At 68.9% G+C, this 15,709-nt stretch carries 13 protein-coding genes; 7 read left to right on the top strand and 6 right to left on the bottom strand.

Features of this window, described 5'->3' with window-relative positions; translation table 11 throughout:
- Nucleotides 1-145: 145 nt before the first annotated feature.
- On the bottom strand, nucleotides 146-1,246 hold the full coding sequence (locus ACGFH6_RS27325; RefSeq protein ID WP_393389421.1) for a LacI family DNA-binding transcriptional regulator: 1,101 nt from the start codon (nucleotides 1,244-1,246) through the stop codon (nucleotides 146-148).
- Nucleotides 1,247-1,465: 219 nt separating this feature from the next.
- Here ACGFH6_RS27325 and ACGFH6_RS27320 point away from each other — a divergent pair, with 219 nt between their 5' ends.
- Nucleotides 1,466-3,487 carry a hypothetical protein gene (locus tag ACGFH6_RS27320; RefSeq protein ID WP_393389418.1) on the top strand — a complete coding sequence of 674 codons (2,022 nt, stop codon included), beginning with the start codon at nucleotides 1,466-1,468 and terminating at the stop codon, nucleotides 3,485-3,487.
- Here the strand turns inward: ACGFH6_RS27320 and ACGFH6_RS27315 are convergent.
- Complete coding sequence (locus tag ACGFH6_RS27315) at nucleotides 3,456-4,100, bottom strand: HAD family hydrolase (RefSeq protein ID WP_393389415.1); 645 nt, start codon at nucleotides 4,098-4,100, stop codon at nucleotides 3,456-3,458. The two genes, ACGFH6_RS27320 and ACGFH6_RS27315, sit on opposite strands and share 32 nt — an antisense overlap.
- The gene (locus tag ACGFH6_RS27310; RefSeq protein WP_393389412.1) at nucleotides 4,100-6,184 is read right to left on the bottom strand and encodes a type IIA DNA topoisomerase subunit B; all 2,085 of its coding nucleotides are present in this window, start codon (nucleotides 6,182-6,184) and stop codon (nucleotides 4,100-4,102) included. The genes ACGFH6_RS27315 and ACGFH6_RS27310 overlap by 1 nt, the downstream gene beginning before the upstream one ends.
- Before the next feature lie 459 nt (nucleotides 6,185-6,643).
- On the opposite strand from ACGFH6_RS27310, the gene ACGFH6_RS27305 reads away from it, so the two are divergent.
- A complete protein-coding gene (locus tag ACGFH6_RS27305; protein WP_360448960.1) occupies nucleotides 6,644-6,886 on the top strand; it encodes a hypothetical protein in 243 nt (80 codons plus the stop codon).
- 193 nt (nucleotides 6,887-7,079) lie between these two features.
- Here ACGFH6_RS27305 and ACGFH6_RS27300 read toward each other — a convergent pair whose 3' ends face one another.
- Complete coding sequence (locus ACGFH6_RS27300; protein ID WP_393389408.1) at nucleotides 7,080-8,555, bottom strand: PLP-dependent aminotransferase family protein; 1,476 nt, start codon at nucleotides 8,553-8,555, stop codon at nucleotides 7,080-7,082.
- A gap of 88 nt (nucleotides 8,556-8,643) precedes the next feature.
- Between ACGFH6_RS27300 and ACGFH6_RS27295 the strand changes: the two genes are divergently transcribed.
- A complete protein-coding gene (locus ACGFH6_RS27295) occupies nucleotides 8,644-9,267 on the top strand; it encodes a LysE family translocator (RefSeq protein ID WP_393389406.1) in 624 nt (207 codons plus the stop codon).
- Here the strand turns inward: ACGFH6_RS27295 and ACGFH6_RS27290 are convergent, their stop codons facing one another.
- Complete coding sequence (locus ACGFH6_RS27290) at nucleotides 9,268-11,259, bottom strand: glycogen debranching N-terminal domain-containing protein (protein WP_393389403.1); 1,992 nt, start codon at nucleotides 11,257-11,259, stop codon at nucleotides 9,268-9,270. It abuts the gene before it with no gap.
- A gap of 42 nt (nucleotides 11,260-11,301) precedes the next feature.
- Here ACGFH6_RS27290 and ACGFH6_RS27285 point away from each other — a divergent pair, with 42 nt between their 5' ends.
- The 4 genes from ACGFH6_RS27285 to ACGFH6_RS27270 all read left to right on the top strand — a co-directional run bounded on the left by ACGFH6_RS27285 (nucleotide 11,302) and on the right by ACGFH6_RS27270 (nucleotide 14,697).
- Nucleotides 11,302-11,787 carry a DUF456 domain-containing protein gene (locus ACGFH6_RS27285; RefSeq protein WP_393389400.1) on the top strand — a complete coding sequence of 162 codons (486 nt, stop codon included), beginning with the start codon at nucleotides 11,302-11,304 and terminating at the stop codon, nucleotides 11,785-11,787.
- 112 nt (nucleotides 11,788-11,899) lie between these two features.
- Nucleotides 11,900-12,433, top strand: a complete 534-nt coding sequence (locus ACGFH6_RS27280; RefSeq protein ID WP_393389397.1) for a hypothetical protein — start codon at nucleotides 11,900-11,902, stop codon at nucleotides 12,431-12,433.
- Between the two features lie 69 nt (nucleotides 12,434-12,502).
- Nucleotides 12,503-13,204, top strand: coding sequence for a response regulator transcription factor (locus ACGFH6_RS27275; protein WP_360448976.1), 702 nt, complete (start codon nucleotides 12,503-12,505; stop codon nucleotides 13,202-13,204).
- The gene (locus tag ACGFH6_RS27270; protein ID WP_393389394.1) at nucleotides 13,204-14,697 is read left to right on the top strand and encodes a sensor histidine kinase; all 1,494 of its coding nucleotides are present in this window, start codon (nucleotides 13,204-13,206) and stop codon (nucleotides 14,695-14,697) included. The genes ACGFH6_RS27275 and ACGFH6_RS27270 overlap by 1 nt, the downstream gene beginning before the upstream one ends.
- Nucleotides 14,698-14,721: 24 nt before the next feature.
- On the opposite strand, the gene ppk2 is transcribed toward ACGFH6_RS27270, so the two are convergent.
- On the bottom strand, nucleotides 14,722-15,630 hold the full coding sequence (gene ppk2 / locus ACGFH6_RS27265) for a polyphosphate kinase 2 (RefSeq protein WP_393389391.1): 909 nt from the start codon (nucleotides 15,628-15,630) through the stop codon (nucleotides 14,722-14,724).
- Nucleotides 15,631-15,709 lie beyond the last annotated feature (79 nt).

Here is a 15,709-nt window from a genome sequence, read left to right as displayed (position 1 = left end):
CTTCCAGAAGGCGCGCAGCAGCGCCTGACCCGCCGGCCGTCGGCCGGGGTCGGTGTGGTTACTGCCGCGGTTTCTGTGGGTGGGCGGCGCCGGATCAAGCGCCAGCAGTCGTCTGCTCGGTCGGGCGGGACCTCGATCCGGAGGATCAGGCCTTGGTGGTCTGGGATCGTCCGCGCCGGCTGCGGGTGACGGGCACCGGCCCGCAGCTCGCCCGGACGATCAGGCTGGTCGGCATGACGAGACGGGGCAGGTCGGCCGTGGGCTTCGCACCGGCCGGCTCCGCATCGGTGCCGGGGTCGTCGTCGTTCGTACCGATCTCGGACAGCAGGAGCTCGGCGGCCCGCTTGCCCATCTCGACGAACGGCTGCTGGATGGTGGTCAGTGGCGGCCGGATCTGTGCCGCCGACTCGATGTCGTCGAACCCGAGCACCGACACGTCCTCCGGCACCCGCAGCCCCGCCTCGGCGGCTGCGGTCATCACGCCGTACGCCGTCACGTCGGACTGCGCGAAGACCGCCGTCGGACGCTGGTCGGCGGGCAGTGCGAACAGCTCGCGGGACCGCGCACGAATCTGCTCGGGCACGAAGTCACCTGGCTTGGTGAGCTCGGGATCGGGCTGGATGCCGGCCTCACGCAGAGCGTCCAGGTACGCGCGGTACCGGTCCTGGCAGCACCGATAGCGCATCAGGCCTTGCACACAAGCGATTCGCTCGTGACCCAACTGCATCAGGTGGTCCATTGCCGTCCGGGCACCGTCGTAGTTGTCGGCGGTGACCGACGGCAGGGCCACGTCGGCGTCGATGGTGTTCACCAGGACGACGGGCATGCCCTCCTGGTGAAGCTGGACGAGCGGCTCGAGCGGCTGTTCGTGGCTGACCACGAGCAGACCCGAGGACATGCTCGAGGTCAGGACCCGGTCGATCAGCGAACCGTAGTCGCGGTCGTTGGTCGCCGTGTACAGGATGATGTCGAACCCGTGCTGCTCGGTCACAGCCGCGACCCCGAGGTTGATCGAGGCAACCATGTGCCAGGACAGGCCGGGCACGACCATGCCGATCAGTCGCGTGCTGCCCTTGGCCAGAGCGGTCGCCGCGAAGCTCGGCACGTAGCGATTCCGGCGCATCACCGCAAGCACGTGCCGCCGGGTCGCCGGGTCCACTTTCGGGCTGTTGTTCAGCACCAGCGAGACGGTGGACTTGGACAGGCCGGACAGCGCGGCGATGTCGCGAATCGTCAGCTTCGCCATCCGGCCCTCCTTTGATCGTGGCCGTTGGACTGGTCCAACGGCTGTGCACCGGAACGTAACAGCGCGCCCGATCCACGTCAACAGGCAGCCCGCAATCGGTTTCCGCCGCGAGGCATTGCCCTGTCGCCGGTTCTCGTGCCACCATCGAGCCACCGTGTTGGACCGGTCCTACGCAGGCCGGGATCACCTGCCGGGATCGGTCCGGCACGGCTCTCACCCGTGCTCGGCCGCGGAGCGTTGCGCGGTACGCCGATCGCCCTTGCCAGCTCGTTCACCCGTGTCACCGGAAGGCCGCCCATGCCGCCGTACTCGCTCGACGACTTCTCCTTCGACCTGCGCCGCGCCGTACCCCCAGCCGAGATCTGGGTCGGCAGCGGCACCGGGACGGTCACCCAACTGGCCGGCACGGTGTGTGGCGTCGGTGGATGGTTCGCTCCCCCGTACGCCGCCCCGGACAGCCGGCTCACCGTCTCGTTCGAGGTCGACGGGCGATCGATCGTCGACGCCGCCCGGCCTGGCGCGGGCGACCGCGGTCTCCTTCCCACCGGCGGCACCTGGCGGCCTGATCGCCTGACCCGGCGCGGCACCTACCACCACTACGCCGATGGGGAGCTCGTCTCGCTGGCCGTGGAATCCACGCTCACGCCGCGGCACGGCTCCCCCGGCTACGAGCTCGTCCTCACGATCAGCAACCGCACCGGCAACACCCACGCGGTTGTGATCGAGCCGGAGTTGTCACCTGCCCGCGCCCGCCAGGTCCCGCTGTCCGACTGGGGTTGGGTGCCTCCCGAGGCCGGCTCCGGCGACGCCATCACGTTGACCCATGACGCCCTGACCGCGACCGTCGAGCCGCACAGTTCGGTCACGTTCAACCTCGGTATCGGCACCACTGAGGTGCCGACCACCGACGCCTTGCGCGTTTGGGAGTCCCGAGTGGCACAGGCCGTCGGCCAGCTCCCTACTGTCACCTCGGACATCCCAGGGCTCGAGCAGTACTACCGGCGTTCGCTGGCCAGCGGTCTCGTGTGCTGGTGGGACCACCCGGACTTCGTCACGACGCCGTTCATCGCGACGTCGGGACTCGACGGCGGTGCTCTTTGTGCCTACGCCTGGGACACCGGCGGCTACGCCCCGAACGTGCTCAGCCTGATGCTCGGCGGCGACGTACTCTCCATCATCGACTCGTTGCTCGAAGCCGACCTCACCGATCGCTACGCCATCGCTCCGGACGGGACCGGACTCGGCGTCGCCTACGCGTACAGCGGCTGGTCACTCGTTGCCCTGGCGCGCGCCGCCGCGGCGGAACGGTCTCTCGACCCGGCCATCGTCGCCCGGCTGTACGACGTACTGATCACGCTCGACAAGGGGTTCCAGCCCGACGACCAGACCGGCGTACTGCGGGACTACGGCAACCAGAGCAACCTGCTCGAGATGCGGGGATCCGGCTGGGAGCATGTCGTCGCCAGTCCGAACGCCGAGCGGGCTTGGGCGCTCGAAACGCTGGCGGAACTCTCCGACATCACCGGCGCCGCGTTGCCGGCCGAGGAGTTGCGGGAGTCCGCGCAACAGATCCGCAGCGAGGTGATCCGGCAACTGTGGGACAGCGAGGCCGGGTGGTTTCGCAGCCGCTACCCCGACGGCCACACCGAACTCGCCTACTCGATCCAGGCCTTCGACGTACTGCGGTCCGGCGCCTGCCCACCTGAGGTCGCGGATGCGTTGGTCAAGCATCTGCGACCCGGTGCGTTCCTCGGTGAGTACGGCGTCAGCAGCGTCAGCGCCGAGGACGAACGTCACTACGAGACCGCCGACATCGACTGGTCGGGCGCCGGCGCGTACACCGGCGAAGGACCGCAACTCGCCCTCACCCTGTGGGAACAGGGCCGGCCCGAGATCGCCTGGGATGTCCTGCGCCGGTTGCTCTGGATGGGCGAGCACTACCCGTACTTCCCGCAGGACCACTACTGCGACAAGCCCGGCGCGCCCGCCACCGGCCGCCGCATCAACATCATCGCCGGCCTGGCCGGCGCCGAAGCCATCCTCACCGGCCTCGCCGGCATCCGCCCGCACCCCGACGGCTCACTCCACATCAACCCGAATCCAGTTTCCGCCGGCACCGTCGAACTCCGCGGCCTCACCTACCGCGACCACAGGATCGACGTCGTGATCGCACCAGACCACACCGAGATCACCGTCGACGGTAGTCCCGTCAGTGCAGGCCAGGTCGTGCCGCCAAGATGATCGCGAACGCTTCCTCCACAGACTCGACCTGATGATCCGCGCGCGGCACGTCGAGGGAGTGATGGCTGCCAACCCGGATCGTCCGCAGCCCGGCGTTGATACCACCCGCAACGTCGTACGCCGGGTGATCGCCGACCATCCACCCGCCGTCGAGGGACGCCCCCACCTCCTCGGCGGCCATCTCGAAGATCCGCGCATCAGGCTTCCGCACCCCCAACGCTTCCGAGATGCAGCAATGGTCGACCACATCGGCGATCCCGGTGTGCGCAAGCTTCCGGCTCTGCTGCACCACCCCACCGTTCGTCACCACAACCACCCGCCACCCCGCCCCACGCAACGACCTCAACCCCTCGAGCACCCCCGGCTCGACCCACGTGAACGACGGATGCTCCCAGTCGTACTCGTCGACAGAGATCGCAACCCCGAAGCGTTCCCGGAACCGCTCGAACAACTCACCGCGCGGCGTGAACCCACCGTTGTCCTGAGCAACCAACCAGTCGACCGCGCCGGCACCGAGACCGGCACGCCCGACCCACCACCGAGCCCAGGCCAGAAACGCCCCGTCCCGATCGATCAGTGTGTTGTCGAGATCGAAGCAGGCCAGCCGAGCCATCAGACGTCGATGCGGTTCTCGTCCAGTTCGTAGGCGCCCTGGACCAGGAACTCCTTGCGGGGAGCGACGTCGTTGCCCATCAGGAGGTCGAAGACCTGGGCGGCGGCTTCGCCGTCGTCGACGGTGATGCGGCGCAGGGTGCGGTGGCGCGGGTCCATGGTGGTTTCGGCCAGCTGGTCGGCGTCCATCTCACCGAGACCCTTGTAGCGCTGCGGTGGCTCCTTCCAGCGGACGCCCTTCTTCATCAGTTCGGCCGTCTTGCGCTGGTACTCCGCGTCGCTGTAGGTGTACAGGAACTTGTCCTGCCCCTTCTTCGGGTTCGTCAGCTCGAACCGGTGCAGCGGCGGTACGGCGGTGTAGACCCGGCCGGCATCGACCAGCGGCCGCATGTAGCGGAAGAACAGCGTCGCCAGCAGGCAGCGGATGTGGGCGCCGTCGGAGTCGGCGTCCGCCATGAAGATGATCTTGCCGTAGCGGACCTGCTCGAGGTCGAAGCTGCGGCCCGAGCCGGCGCCGACCACCTGGATGATCGAGGCGCACTCGGTGTTCTTCAGCATGTCGCCGACCGACGCCTTCTGCACGTTCAGGATCTTGCCCCGGATCGGCAGCAGCGCCTGGAACTCCGAGCTGCGCGCGAGCTTCGCCGTACCGAGGGCCGAATCACCCTCGACGATGAACAGCTCGGACCGGTCGACATCATTGCTGCGGCAGTCTGCCAGCTTCGCCGGCAGCGCCGACGATTCCAGCGCGGTCTTGCGCCGCTGCAGCTCACGATGCTGACGAGCTGCCACACGCGTCCGGGACGCGGCGACGACCTTCTCCAGCACCGCGCGCGCCTGCGCCTTGTGCTCGCGCTTGTTCGAGGTGAGGAACGACTCCAGCTCGCTCTGCACGACCTTCGCGACGATCCGCGACGCGGCCGGCGTCCCGAGGACCTCCTTGGTCTGCCCGTCGAACTGCGGCTCCGCCAGCCGGACCGTGACCACCGAGGTGAGACCCTCGAGGACGTCGTCCTTGGTGATCTCCTCGCCGTTCTTGAGCAGGCGGGTGCCGTCCAGCGCGTTGGTGAAGCTCTTCGACAGCGCCCGCTCGAACCCGGCCACGTGCGTGCCGCCCTTGGGCGTGGACACGATGTTCACGAACGAGCGGACCTCGGTCTCGTACCCGTCGCCCCACCGGACCGCGATGTCGACGTCCAGGTCCCGCTCGACGTCAGTCGGCGTCATGTGGCCCGCGTCGTCCAGCATCGGGACGGTCTCAGTGAAGTGGCCGGTCCCGGTCAGCCGGACGACCTCGGTCACCTTCTGGTCGGTCGCCAGGAACTCGCAGAACTCGCTGATCCCTCCGTCGTGCTTGAAGTGCTCCTCGGTGACCTCGTCGCCACGCTCGTCCCGGATCACCAGCAGCAGACCCGGCACCAGGAACGACGTCTGCCGCGCCCGGGTGACCAGTTCGTCGTAGTTGAAGCTGGCGTCCCGCGTGAAGATCTGCCGATCCGCCCAGTAACGGATCCGGGTGCCGGTGACGCCCTTCTTCGCCCGGCCGGCCTTCCGCAGGCCCTTGGCCGGGGTGAAGCCCGCGCTCGCGCCCTCGGCGTCGAACTCACCGGCGACACCGCGCCGGAACGAGGTGGTCCAGACCGTGCCACCACGGTCGACCTCGACGTCCAGCCGCGCGGACAGCGCGTTCACCACCGAGGCGCCGACACCGTGCAGACCACCGGAGGCGTTGTACGACCCGCCGCCGAACTTGCCGCCGGCGTGCAGTTTGGTGAACACCACTTCGACACCGCTGAGCTTGGTCTTCGGCTCGATGTCGACGGGGATGCCGCGGGCGCGGTCCTTCACCTCGACCGAGCCGTCCTTGTACAGGACGACGTCGATGCGGTCGCCGTGGCCGGCCAGGGCCTCGTCGACGGAGTTGTCGATGATCTCCCACAGGCAGTGCATCAGGCCGCGGCTGTCTGTGGACCCGATGTACATGCCGGGCCGCTTCCGGACCGCCTCGAGTCCTTCGAGGACGAGCAGGTTGCGGGCGTTGTACGTCGGGTCGAGTTCGGTACTGCGAGGCGTCGGGGCGGCCACTGGGCTCCTTCACTGGTTCACAAGCCAACTGCGCGCCCGGGGCCGGACCGCCGGTCCGAACGCATGTTCACAGCCTATGCGGACCGACCCCCAAAACCCGGCAGGCGGGGCGGTCCGCGATTGCGGCTCGGGTACCGGACATCCGTCACCTGGTCCGCTCCGAACCCACGGCGTGGCAGGGAAAAGGTGTTTCGGCAGGTATCGATCCGGACTCGATCCGGGAGTGGTCTTCGACACTCCGAACATCAGCGCACTGTGAGCACCTCATGGCGCACAGTGAAAGAAGACACGCCCGGCGCCCGCCGCCACGCGAGAAATCGACGACATCGGAAACGATTCCTCGTCAAGATGCGTCATAAGGGAACAGGCGGTTCGTCTCACATTCGGACACGCTGCCCCTACTGGGAAGCGATCCGTCTGTCAGGATGTTGCTATCTGGTGAGTACGGAACTAGATGAGATGAGGCCTCAAGTGACTACAGCACTCGCCCCGAGTTCGGCGCTGTCGACCGCGGATCGTTGTGACCGCTGCGGTGCGCAGGCCTACGTCCGTGTCACCCTGACCAGCGGTGGGGAGCTCCTCTTCTGCGCCCACCACGGCCGGGAGCACGCGGAGAAGCTGCGCAACATCGCGATCACCATCCACGACGAGACCGGTCGGCTCGAAGCCACCCCGGCCATCGCCACTGAAGACGAACGGTGATCTCGGCCTCATAAACGCGCCAACGGCGGCGCCAAAGACCTGCAGGACCTGATGGCGGTCCACCCGGAGGGGTGACCGCCATCCTTCTGTGCGGGGAGAAGAACGAGATGTGGGGTTTGTTGATGGCGGTCCACCCGGAGGGGTGACCGCCATCCTTCTGTGTCCGGGCGGCGGACCTGTGTTCGGGTGGACCTCAGACGACAGGTACGCCGGGGCCGGGGCCGTGCCGGCGGAGTTCGTGCCAGGCGGCGGCCAACCGGGAAACTGCATCGTCAAGTATTGGCTCTGCGTAAGCGAACGGCACCCGTAGGTAATCGTCATGCGCTCCGGTCGGATCCATCGCCCGCCCGGCGACCACCTCGACACCGTGCCGCAACGTCACCTGCGCATAGACCCGCGCGTCCGCATCCGGCAGCCGGATCCACAACGCCGACCCGCCTTCGGGCTCCGACCATTCCCATTCGGGCAAACGCTCGTTCAGCAACTGACCCATCAGCTTCTTCCGCGCCGTCGAGACCCGCGCCCGCGCCGCCGTCACCTCCGCCAGCCGCGGCAGCAACCGCGCCGTGAGCGCCTGATCGATCACAGGACTCCCCAGATCCGCCAGCGCCTTGTGCCGCGCCAGCCGCTCAGCCAGCGGCCGCGACGCCCGGATCCACCCGATCCGCAATCCGCCCCACACCGCCTTCGACACCGACCCGATGGTGAGCACCTCACACCCGTCCGGCGCGTACGCCGCCAGCGGCGGCGGAATCGCCGGCCCGGACGGGTCCCACGCCGAGTACGCGTTGTCCTCCACGACCACCACGCCATGCTTCGCGGCGATCTCGGCAACCTGCCGACGCCGGTTCGCGGACATCAGCCGACCGGTCGGATTGTGGAACGTCGGCATCACGAACAACATGGCCGGCTGATGCTCGGCGAACGCGGCCGTCAGCAGATCCGGCCGGATGCCGGCATCGTCCAGCGGTACGCCGACCACCCGCCCACCAGCCGCGCCGAACAGGTCGAAGCACCCCGGCCAGCTGGGCTGCTCGATGACGACCGCCGCGCCGGTCCGCAGGTACATCTGCGTGACCAGCGCGATCGCCTGATGCGCCCCGGTGGTGACCACGATCTCGTCGGGCGCCGTCGGCAGTCCGGAATCGGAGAAGTGATCAGCGATCCGCTCACGCAACACCGCCAGACCCCGCGGGTGGTACCCGACATCGTCGAGCAGTGCGGGCAGGTCTCCACTCGCCAGGTCGATCAGTTCGTCCGCGAGTTCCGGCAGTCCCGGGTCGACGGCGTAGGTGAGGGAGATGACCTCGCCCGGACCGACCGCGATCCGGTGGAACAGCGACTCGCCGTACCCGGCCGGCATTCGCTTGTCCGCTCGTGAACGACCACGTCCCGCTGCCCGGGCGACCGTCGTACCGCTCCCCCGGCGGCTCTCCACCAGCCCGCGGGCGCGCAGTTCGTCGTACGCCGCGACGACGGTGGAGCGACTGATCGCGAGAGCCTCGGCGAGCCGGCGTTCGGCCGGGAGGCGCGCGCCGACGGGGAGCTCGGTCGATCCGATCAACGCCGCGATGGCGTCGGCCAGCCGTCGATACAGGCCACCTGCCTGACCGGTCAGCCGACTGCCGATCAGGTCGGCCAGGACAGCCGGGTCTCCAGAACGGTCCACTTCTCCCCCTATTGGCTCGGGTGGACTGGTTCCCGCGCCGCCAGGCTAGACGCAGGAGGCAGTCCAGTTCGAGTGGGAGGCAGGGATCATGGGGATCGGGCAATTGGTGGGGTTCGCCGGCGCGACGGTGGTGCTGGTCGGGATGCCAGGACCGAACAACCTCTACATCTCGCTTCGCAGCCTGACCCAGGGACGCCGGGCCGGCGTGGTGTCCGCACTCGCGATCGAGACCGGCACGCTGGTCTACATCGTGGTTGCGGCCCTCGGCCTGGCGACCCTCGTGAAGGCGTCGCCGACGCTGTTCACCGCGATCACTCTGACCGGTGCGCTCTACCTCGCCCTCCTCGGCGTGAAGATGCTGAAGGCTCCGACGACGGAGCCGCACGGCGGTGTTCCGCCCGCACCACTCGGCCGGATCTTCCGCGACGGCATCGTGGTGAACCTGCTGAACCCGAAGGCCGCGCTGTTCTTCCTCGCCTTCCTGCCGCAGTTCACGACTCGCGACGCCGGACCCGATCAGCTCCGCACCGAGATGCTGCTGCTCGGCGCCGGCGCGATGCTGATCGGCCTGTCCCTCGACCTGTGCTACGCCGTCGGCGCTGACGCGATCGGCCGCCGGGTCCGCTCGGCCCGGACGTCGAGCGCGTGGCGGAACCGGCTCGTCGCCGCCGTCTACCTCGTCCTGGCGACAGCCGCCGTACTCACTGTCTGATCAGTACTGGAGATCCTTCGGGGCTTCCAGCACGGTCAGCTTCCCGCCCTCCAGACGCACCGACAGGAGCTCGCCGCCGAGCCGCAGACCGCTGACCTCCAGGCGCTCCCACGGCAGATCGTCGGCCGGGTTCAGGACCAGCCGGCCACCAGGAACGTCGGGCTCGATCCCGAGCGCGGCCACCACAACCGCGATCGCCGAGGCAGCCGCCCAAGCCTGTGGCCGGCAGGACGGCGGGTACGGCGTCGGCGTCCGCTCCGCCGTCATCCCCCGCCCGCCGAACAGCTCCGGCAGCCGGTACCCGAAGGCCTCCGCGGCACGGATCAGCCCATCCACGTACGACGAAGCCAGCGCCGCGTGACCGGTGGCGTACAGGCCCTGGACCGTCATCGCGGTGTCGTGCGGCCACACGCTGCCGGTGTGGTAGCCGAGCGGATTGAACCGGGTCATTGCCGTGGACAACGTTCGCAGACCGAACCCGCTGTCCAGATCGTCGCCGGCCAGGACCTCGGCGACGGTCTGCTCCTCCTCGGCGTCCAGCAGTCCGGTCCCGAGCAGGTGCCCCATGTTCGAGGCTCGGCCGGCCACGGCGTTCTTGGCACCGTCGAGTGCGATGGCCGGATAGCCGTCGACCCAGAACGCGCTGCGGAACCGTTCCTGCATCGCGGTCGCCCACAGCCGCCATTCGTCGCCGGACTCACCGTGCGCCTCCAGCAGTTCGGCGCCCTGGACAGCCGCCGCGTAGGCGTAGCCCTGCACCTCACACAGCGCGATCGGTGCCGTGGCGAGCGTGCCGTCCGGCCATTGGACCGCGTCGCCCGAGTCCTTCCAGCCCTGGTTGGCCAGTCCGTGTCCCGACTCGTCGATGTACTCGAGGAAGCCGTCGCCGTCGGGGTCGGCGTACTCCTTGATCCAGGTCAGGGCGCGGACGAGGTTCGGCAGCAGGTCCCGCACCTCGTCCGCGGGCATGCCCCAGCGCCACGCCTTGTGCAGCGTCGTGATCCACAGCTGCGTCGCGTCGTGCGTTCCGTAGTACACGGGCGGCAGGACCAGACCGCCGCCGTGGTCGGCATCCTCGACCCTGAGCTCGTGCGGGATCTTGCCCGGTTGCTCTGCCGTGTCCGGGTCGACCTTGGTGCCCTGCTTGGCCGCGAGCGCACGCAGCGTGCCGGCGGCGAGTTCCGGATCGACCGGGATCAGCATGCCGGACGCGATCAGCGAGTCGCGGCCGAAGAGCGTCAGGAACCACGGCGGTCCGGCGCCGAGATAGCGGTCGTCGCCGGCTGCGAGCTGCAGCGCCCGCACATCCTCGAGCGACCGCTCCACCCAGCGCTCGACCCTCTTGTCATCGCAGTTGACGTCGAGCTCGTACTCCGGCGTCGCCGGCGGCGGGTCGATGCTGAAGCCGGTGGTCGACGGCGGGAACTCGGCGGTCACGCGGACCGTGAGGGTGAACTCCTCCCCCGGTCCGAGCCGCGGCGTCGCACTGACACCGGGGTCGAGGCTCGCGCTCACCCGGGTGCCCGCGCTCTCCCAGTGCAGAGCGGACTCTCCGTCGCGCTCGGGCGTCAGGCCGGGCAGCTCGTCCGCCGTGCCGTTGCGGACCGCGGCCATCGGGGCCAGATCGGTGCCCAGGGCAACATCAAGCCGGCACTCGATCGCCTCCCGCGACCGGTTCACCAGCGTGATCCGCTCGGTCATGCCGTGACGGTCGACGTCGCGGGTCCGGTACAGCATCACGGTCGGGTCGTGCCGGGTGTCTCCGACGCCCTCGACCTGCGCGACGTACTGGTGGGATGCCGCACCTCGTTCGTCGGCGTGCACCGGCAGCGGCTCGCGGCCGTTGATCGTGACGATCGACCGGGACAGGATCCGGCGGTCCTGGGCGTAGACGCCCTCCACGCCGTTGCTCCCGGTCAACTGACCGGAACGCGGCGAGAGGACCACCCACGGAGCAGCGAGCGCGGTGACCAGTTCGTGCAGCTGGGACATACCTCCACCCTAAGGGCCCGGTTTTGCGGCACAGTTGCCCCCGTGGACACTCTTGGCACGTTCTTGATCGGGCTGGTGATCTTCGTCGGCATTCTGGGGATCGTGGTCCCGGTGCTGCCGGGCGCCATCCTCAGCCTGGCGGCGATCCTGGTCTGGGCGCTCGTGGAGAAGGGCCCGACGGCCTGGGTCGTGCTCTCCGCCGCGGTCGTCCTGATCGGGGCCAGCCAGGTGGTCAAGTACGTCGTACCGGAGCGGCAACTGCGCGAATCCGGCGTACCCAGGCGGTCGATGGTCGTCGGAGCGCTGCTCGGCATCGTCGGCTTCTTCCTGATCCCGGTGGTCGGCATGTTCGTCGGCTTCCCCCTCGGCGTCTATCTGTCCGAGTGGCAGCGGTTGAGGACGCATGCGGACGCCTGGAGGTCGACCAAGCACGCGCTCCGCGCGACCGGGGTGTCGATCCTGATCGAGTTCATCGGTGCGTCGCTGGCCGCCGCCGTCTGGCTCGGCGCGGTGCTGTTCCTGGTCTGATTGCCAGGGTTTTCCAAGGTCCACCGGAGCCTCGTCTCAGTTCCGTACGGCAGCGTGGGCAGTACCAGTGCCGGTGATTCGGCCGGCACGCAGTACGGAAGGCAGTTGACCCATGGCGACGTTGCAGAAGCTCTCGGACAAGCGCTGGCGGATCGCCGGCACAGTCGCCGCCGTCGCGGCGACCACGACCGCGGGTGGTGTCGCCTGGGCAGCGACGAACGCCGACCCGACGCCGTCCCCCTCGCCCTCCGCCTCCCCCTCGGCTCCGTCGAACGAGCCTGGCCCGGGCAAGGGCCTCGGCCACCGCGGCGAGTTCGGGATCGGCGGCGCGCTGCACGGCGAGTTCGTGGTGCCGAAGGACGGCGGCGGCTACCAGACCGTAGCGACCCAGCGTGGTGAGGTGACCGCGGTCAGCAAGGAATCGATCACGGTGAAGAGCGAGGACGGCTACAGCCGGACCTACACCCTGACCGAGGACACCCTCGTGAACGCCGCCCGGGACGGGATCGACGATGTGAAGGTCGGCAACACCGTCCAGGTGACCGCCGTGGTCGCGGACGGCAAGGCCACCGCGAGCTCGGTCAACGACGGCACCGTCCGGCAGGCGGCCGGCGACAAGTGGGGCTTCAAGCACGGGCCTCGCTGACCGGCGACTCACAGCTGATTGCCAGGAACCTTCCAGGGTTCCCACGGGTGCCGGCGGCAGACTGGGGACATGAGTCCGCATCTGCTGGTGGTCGACGACGAGCCGAACATCGTCGAGCTGCTGTCCGCGAGCCTGCGTTTCGCCGGGTACGACGTGACCACGGCGACCCATGGCGCCGAGGCGCTGCGCAAGGCGCGCGAGGTGGAGCCCGACCTGGTCGTGCTCGACGTGATGATGCCCGGACTGGACGGCTTCGAGGTGGTCCGCCGGCTGCGCGGTGAGGACCGGCACGTGCCGGTGCTGTTCCTCACCGCGCGCGACGCGGTCGAGGACAAGGTGCTCGGCCTGCACACCGGCGGCGACGACTACGTGACCAAGCCGTTCAGCCTGGACGAGCTCGTCGCCCGGGTCCGGGCGCTGCTGCGCCGGTCCGGTCACCGCGAGCAGGCCACGCCGGATGCCGCCGTACTGAAGTATGCGGATCTCGAGCTGAACGAGGACAGCTACGAGGTCTTCAAAGCCGGTGAGGCTGTCCAGCTGTCGCTGACCGAGTTCAAGCTCCTGCGCTGCCTGCTGGAGAACGCCGAACGGGTGATGTCGAAGGGCCAGATCCTGTCCGCGGTCTGGAACTACGACTTCGCCGGCGACGCAGGCGTGGTCGAGTCGTACATGTCGTACCTGCGCCGTAAGGTCGACACCGGCGACCAGAAGCTGCTCCACACCGTCCGCGGGGTCGGCTATGTTCTGCGCACCCCACGAGGCCCCAACTGATGCAGCTGAACCACCGGCGCTTCACCGACCGGTACCCGCTTCGCGTCACCATCGTCGTCGTCCTGCTGACGTTGGTGGCGCTGGCACTTGTCGCCTCCGGTGTATTGGCGACCACGATCATGCGCGGGTACCTGGTCGACCGGGTCGACGAGCAACTGCAGCAAGCCTCGATGCCACTGCAGCGCAACCCGTTGGACCGGCCGATGGGGCCCGGCGACGGCCGGCGACGGCCCCTGCCGAGTGTGTTCGTCGTGCAGTTCAACGACTCCGAGGGCCAGGCCAGCGGTGGACCGTTCCGCGCCCAGTTGGTCGAGGGCGAGGCGCCGCTGCCAGACCTGCCCACGCTCGACCTCAACCAGGTCCGGGCGCTCGACGGGCACCCGTTCAACGTCGACGCGGTGTCGGGTGGTGCGTCCTGGCGCGTGCTCGCCGTACCGCTGTCCGACGGCAGCGGCTCGGTCATGGTCGCCCAGAGCCTGCACGACATGAGCCGCACGTTGCAGCGGCTGGTCGGTGTCCAGGCCGCGGCCGGCGTCATCCTGCTCGTGCTGCTGGCCGGCGTCGGGACCTTCGTCGTACGGCGCAGTCTTCGCGGACTGGAGGATGTCGAGCACACCGCTGTCGCGATCGCCGGCGGTGATCTGAGCCGGCGCGTGCCGCAACGGGATCCGCGGACCGAGGTCGGGCGGCTGTCGCTCGCGCTGAACCAGATGCTCGGACAGATCGAGACCGCCTTCGCGCAACGCACCGCGTCGGAGTTCGCCGCGCGCCGGTCCGAGGACGTGGCCCGGAGATCGGAGGAGGCGGCGAGGCAGTCGGAGGAGAGGATGCGGCGGTTCGTCGCGGACGCGTCGCACGAGCTGCGTACGCCGTTGACGTCCATCCGGGGCTTTGCCGAACTGACCCGCCAGCGCGGGGACAGCGGCGATGCCGACACGATGCGCCGGATCGAGGACGAGGCGAAGCGGATGGGCCTGCTCGTCGACGATCTGTTGCTGTTGGCCCGCCTCGACCAGCAGCGACCGTTGCGGATGGAGCCGGTCGATCTGCTCCCGATCGCCGCCGACGCGCTGCACAACGCACAGGCGGTGCAGCCCGAGCGGAACATCGCGCTGAAGATCCTGCCGGACTCGGAAGCGCCCGTGGTAGAAGGCGACGAGACCCGACTCCGTCAGGTGCTTGGCAACCTGATCAGCAACGCGCTCCACCACACGCCGACGGACGCACCGATCCTGGTCTCGGTCGGGACGCGCGACGGCGAGGCCGTGCTCGAGGTGAGCGACTCAGGTCCCGGGCTGACCGACGACCAGAAGGCGCGTGTCTTCGAACGCTTCTATCGCGCCGACTCGGCCCGGACCCGCTCGACCGGCGGCTCCGGCCTCGGCCTGTCGATCGTCGCTGCCTTGGTCGCCGCCCACCGCGGCCGAGTCACCGTCACCGACACCGACCCGCACGGAGCCACCTTCACCGTCCTCCTCCCGCTGAACCCCTAGCGCCCCGGGTCAGCGCCGGACGGGCTAGAGCACTGGGAAGACGCGGGTGGCGGACTCGCCGTGTTCGAGAACCTCGGCGGCCGGTCCGAGGATCTTCGGGTCCGGGCGGCCGACGAGTTCGACGTCCTTGTCGGCGTAGCCGTACAGGCTCAGCACGTGCCGCATGGCCTCGAGCCGGGCACGCTTCTTGTCGTTGCTCTTGACCACGGTCCACGGCGCGTGGGCGGTGTCGGTGTAGTGGAACATCGCTTCCTTGGCCTCGGTGTAGGCGCCCCACTTGTCCAGCGACGCGAGGTCGGTCGGCGAGAGCTTCCACGGCCGGACCGGGTCGATCTGGCGGATCGTGAACCGGGTCTGCTGTTCGGCCCGCGACACCGAGAACCACAGCTTCACCAGCAGGATGCCCGACCGGACCAGCATCCGCTCGAACTCCGGCGCCTGCCGCATGAACTCCTCGTACTCGTCCTGCGCGCAGAACCCCATCACCCGCTCGACGCAGGCGCGGTTGTACCAGGACCGGTCGAACAGCACCATCTCGCCGGCCGACGGGAGATGCTCGACGTACCGCTGGAAGTACCACTGGGACTGCTCGCGCTCGGTCGGCTTCTCCAGGGCCACGATCCGTGCGCCGCGCGGGTTCAGGTGCTCCATGAACCGCTTGATCGTGCCGCCCTTGCCGGCCGCGTCGCGTCCCTCGAAGACGATCACCAGCTTCTGGTGCGACCGCTTCACCCAGTACTGCAGCTTGAGCAGCTCGATCTGCAGCAGCCGCTTGTCCCGGTCGTAGACCTCCCGCGCGAGCCGTTCGCCGTACGGATAACCCTCGCGCCAGGTGTCGACCGGCGTACCGTCCGCGCGCAACAGCACCGGGTCGTCGTCCTCCTCGTCGACGACACGGAAGCCGAGCTCTTGGACCAGGTCAGGGGGGCTCATGGGACCCAAGACTCAGCTGCGCCGGTGACATCCAGGTGAACTGGCTCGGCGAAAGTCCGGTGAACGCCAGGTCGAGATC

It is taken from the genome of Kribbella sp. NPDC049227 (assembly GCF_043197265.1).
Taxonomy (GTDB): domain Bacteria; phylum Actinomycetota; class Actinomycetes; order Propionibacteriales; family Kribbellaceae; genus Kribbella.
This window is presented reverse-complemented; position numbering and strand designations above follow the sequence as displayed.

Bases quoted from the DNA above. Each gene is read 5' to 3' on its own strand.
- ACGFH6_RS27275 (WP_360448976.1), top strand. From the start codon at position 12,503: ATGAGTCCGCATCTGCTGGTGGTCGACGACGAGCCGAACATCGTCGAG.
- ppk2 (WP_393389391.1), bottom strand. From the start codon at position 15,630: ATGAGCCCCCCTGACCTGGTCCAAGAGCTCGGCTTCCGTGTCGTCGAC.
- ACGFH6_RS27305 (WP_360448960.1), top strand. From the start codon at position 6,644: ATGAGGCCTCAAGTGACTACAGCACTCGCCCCGAGTTCGGCGCTGTCG.
- ACGFH6_RS27315 (WP_393389415.1), bottom strand. From the start codon at position 4,100: ATGGCTCGGCTGGCCTGCTTCGATCTCGACAACACACTGATCGATCGG.
- ACGFH6_RS27270 (WP_393389394.1), top strand. From the start codon at position 13,204: ATGCAGCTGAACCACCGGCGCTTCACCGACCGGTACCCGCTTCGCGTC.
- ACGFH6_RS27325 (WP_393389421.1), bottom strand. From the start codon at position 1,246: ATGGCGAAGCTGACGATTCGCGACATCGCCGCGCTGTCCGGCCTGTCC.
- ACGFH6_RS27280 (WP_393389397.1), top strand. From the start codon at position 11,900: ATGGCGACGTTGCAGAAGCTCTCGGACAAGCGCTGGCGGATCGCCGGC.
- ACGFH6_RS27295 (WP_393389406.1), top strand. From the start codon at position 8,644: ATGGGGATCGGGCAATTGGTGGGGTTCGCCGGCGCGACGGTGGTGCTG.
- ACGFH6_RS27290 (WP_393389403.1), bottom strand. From the start codon at position 11,259: ATGTCCCAGCTGCACGAACTGGTCACCGCGCTCGCTGCTCCGTGGGTG.